We start from the raw sequence: 2,851 nt of genomic DNA on the forward strand, positions 1-2,851 counted from the left end.
GGGACATCCTGGGCCTGTGGATCGGCGACGGCGGGGAGGGCGCGAAGTACTGGCTCCAGGTCCTGACCGAGATCAAGAACCGCGGCGCGGCCGATGTCCACTCCATGATCACCAGAAGCCGTGCATGCACGCGTACCTGCCGGTCCATCACGAATCACCATCACGGCCAAGGTCGGGGCATCAGGCCCCACACCGGCTACGTCGGGCCAACCGCGAGAACGACGGAGCCCTGACTACCTGGAGCTGAGCAAGAAGGACATCCTCGACAACAATCCGCTGCCGCTGGGGGCCTTCGCCCGCAACCTGTCCTTCCACGCCGTCGACGTCGTGCACACGATCCAGCAAGCCCCCGAGCGGGCCGACCGCGTGCTGCGGGCCGCCGCCGCCCTGGTGGTGGGGTTCGCCGCCGCAGCCGCTCAGTTCCCGGCAACCCGGAACTTCGAGCCGTTCACCGGTGCCGCAGCCTTCACGGCCCACGCCGTCGCCATCGGCTTCGGCATCGCGGTCTTCAACGTGGTTGCGTAGGAGGATCTCAAGCCACGCGAAAACCTGGACACCTACGCACACGCGACGAAGGGCGCGACCCTGGTCCCACACCGACGACGGCGGCCGGACGACGCCGACGGGTGGGGCCGCCGAGGGCCGCTACAGCCGGAGCTTGCCGCAGAGGAGTAGGAGAGCTGCTGATCTGTGTGGTCGAGTGCGGGGCGCGCCGCGCCGAGTGCCGCACGACAACAACAGCGCACCAGGCCGGCGACTACGCCGGACACCGTCAAGCCCTTCGCCGAGCGTCAGCCGGAAACCATCTTCTCCGATGGGGTTCACACCGGATAGACGCTCCAGGCAACACCCCGACCAGTACGCCCCACATCCACCAGGTCTTCTCGACAGTCAGAAGGTCGAGAAGGGATGCGGCTGCGCAATGGTGCTAAGTGCCGCTTTCCCTGCGGTAGTTGAATACGTGTGCGTAGGTTGGGCGTGTACTCGATCGATCCTGCCCGGAGGAGACCGCACGGCATGTCCGACCTCTCGCACAGCGACGAAGGTGTCGCACGTCTCAGCCGACTCCGGACGGATGTTTCCCATTCCGCCCGGATCTGGAACTACTGGCTGGGAGGCAAGGATCATTACCAGGTCGACGAGGAGGTCGGGGACCAGATCTTAGGCTTCGTGCCCGAACTTCCCCGGTCGGCCGTCGCCGACCGCCGCTTCCTCGCCCGCGCCGTCCGCTTCCTGGCCGCAGAGGCGGGCATCCGCCAGTTCTTGGACATCGGCACCGGCCTGCCCACCGCGGACAACACCCACGAAGTCGCTCAAAGCGTCGACCCGTCCTGCCGGGTCGTCTACGTCGACAACGACCCCATCGTCCTCACCCACGCCCACGCGCTCCTGCGCGGCGCGGCCGAGGGTGTCACCGCCTACATCGAGGCCGACGTTCACGACCCCGCGACGATCCTGGCAGGAGCCGCGGCCACCCTGGACTTCGAGCAGCCGCTCGCGATCACCATGCTGGGCGTCCTCAACTTCGTCATGGACACCGACGAAGCGGTCACCGTCGTACGGCGTCTGATGGACGCCGCACCGCCCGGCAGCTATCTGGTCATTTCCCATCCCACCACCGAGGTCGACGGCGAAGCGATGAGATCGGCGGTCGAGTACTGGAACAGCCAGGGCTCGGCCCCGATGACCCTGCGCAGCCATGCCGACCTCGTACGACTCTTCGGCGGGGTCGAACTCCTGCCCCCGGGCATCGTCTCCTGCTCCCGCTGGCGGCCCGAAGCCACGGGCGAGGACATCGACGTCACTCACTTCGGCGGTGTCGGTATCAAGCGGTAGCGCCTCAGGGGCCGGCCGGGGTGTCATCGAGACCTCAGCCGGCCGCAGCCCGCGACGCCCTACAGGGATTGTCCCGGAGCCAGGTCAGGACCTGCCGGGCGTGCTGGTTCGTGGGAAAGACCGGGTAGAAGACGTGCTCGATCACACCGTCGCGGGTGATCAGAGTCAGCCTCTTGTACAGCGTCAGCCCGCTGGTCTCGAACGTGGGCAGGCCGAGTTCCTGCGCCAGGTTTCGGTCAGTGTCGGAGAGCATCTGGAACGGCAGACGAAGCCGCTCGACGACCTCACGCTGGTAATCGGTGTCCTGGCTCGAGAGGCCGAACACTCCGTCCGCGCCGGCGGCGAGAAGGTCCTGGTAGTGATCACGGAAGTCGCATGCCTCAGGCGTGCAGCCGCGCGCCCCGGGGATCGAGTCCCACCCGGCGGGCATGTCGACGCCCGGACGTCCGGTGAGCGGGTAGACGTAGATCACTGTCCGGCCTGTGCCGAGCGCGCCGAGACGGATGGCCGTGCCGCCGGTGCCTGGGAGTTCCAGGTGCGGCATCGTAGCGCCGGGCAGATGACCAGCCGCGCCGTCGTCCTCGGGGACGGGTAGACCGTCGGGCAAGCTGGTGTGGTCGGTCACCAGGTCCTCTCCTGCGTCGGTCGGTGAGACGCGACTGCCGCGGTGTGCCGCCCGTTGCAGGTGAGCGACCAGTACCGCGCGCGGGCGGTAAGTCCCTCGATCCGCTCGGCGAGCCAGTCTGTCGCGTCCCAATAACGGACCCTGTGCACCGCTCCGGTACTGAACTGGACCTGGGCACTCCGGTGAACGAGAGCGACCGCTACCGGGCCCTGGCCACGGGCGCCGTCACGACCCGCTACAGCCCCGCGGCACCCTGAGCGCGCCGACGCCGATCACGTGCGTGCCGAGGCGCCTCTAACGACTCCTAACAAAATGAGGCTTGTGGACCTTCAGGAATGACGTGGTGTCAGTTCTCGTTGATGCTGGCCGAAGGGGGGTGCGAGCCAGTCG

At 67.6% G+C, this 2,851-nt stretch carries 3 protein-coding genes and 1 pseudogene; 3 read left to right on the plus strand and 1 reads right to left on the minus strand.

The window, feature by feature from the left end; translation table 11 throughout:
• The 3 genes and pseudogenes from ACFY9I_RS42260 to ACFY9I_RS42270 all read left to right on the plus strand — a co-directional run.
• Positions 1-110, plus strand: a pseudogene (locus ACFY9I_RS42260) (transposase); the annotation flags it as partial.
• Positions 111-120: 10 nt separating this feature from the next.
• Positions 121-525, plus strand: a complete 405-nt coding sequence (locus ACFY9I_RS42265) for a hypothetical protein (protein ID WP_391012803.1) — start codon at positions 121-123, stop codon at positions 523-525.
• 492 nt (positions 526-1,017) lie between these two features.
• On the plus strand, positions 1,018-1,836 hold the full coding sequence (locus ACFY9I_RS42270; RefSeq protein WP_391012798.1) for an SAM-dependent methyltransferase: 819 nt from the start codon (positions 1,018-1,020) through the stop codon (positions 1,834-1,836).
• Between the two features lie 34 nt (positions 1,837-1,870).
• Here the strand turns inward: ACFY9I_RS42270 and ACFY9I_RS42275 are convergent, their stop codons facing one another.
• A complete protein-coding gene (locus ACFY9I_RS42275; protein ID WP_391012800.1) occupies positions 1,871-2,461 on the minus strand; it encodes a redoxin family protein in 591 nt (196 codons plus the stop codon).
• Between the last annotated feature and the right edge of the window lie 390 nt (positions 2,462-2,851).

The sequence above is a fragment of the Streptomyces sp. NPDC012510 genome (assembly GCF_042955065.1).
Lineage (GTDB): Bacteria > Actinomycetota > Actinomycetes > Streptomycetales > Streptomycetaceae > Streptomyces.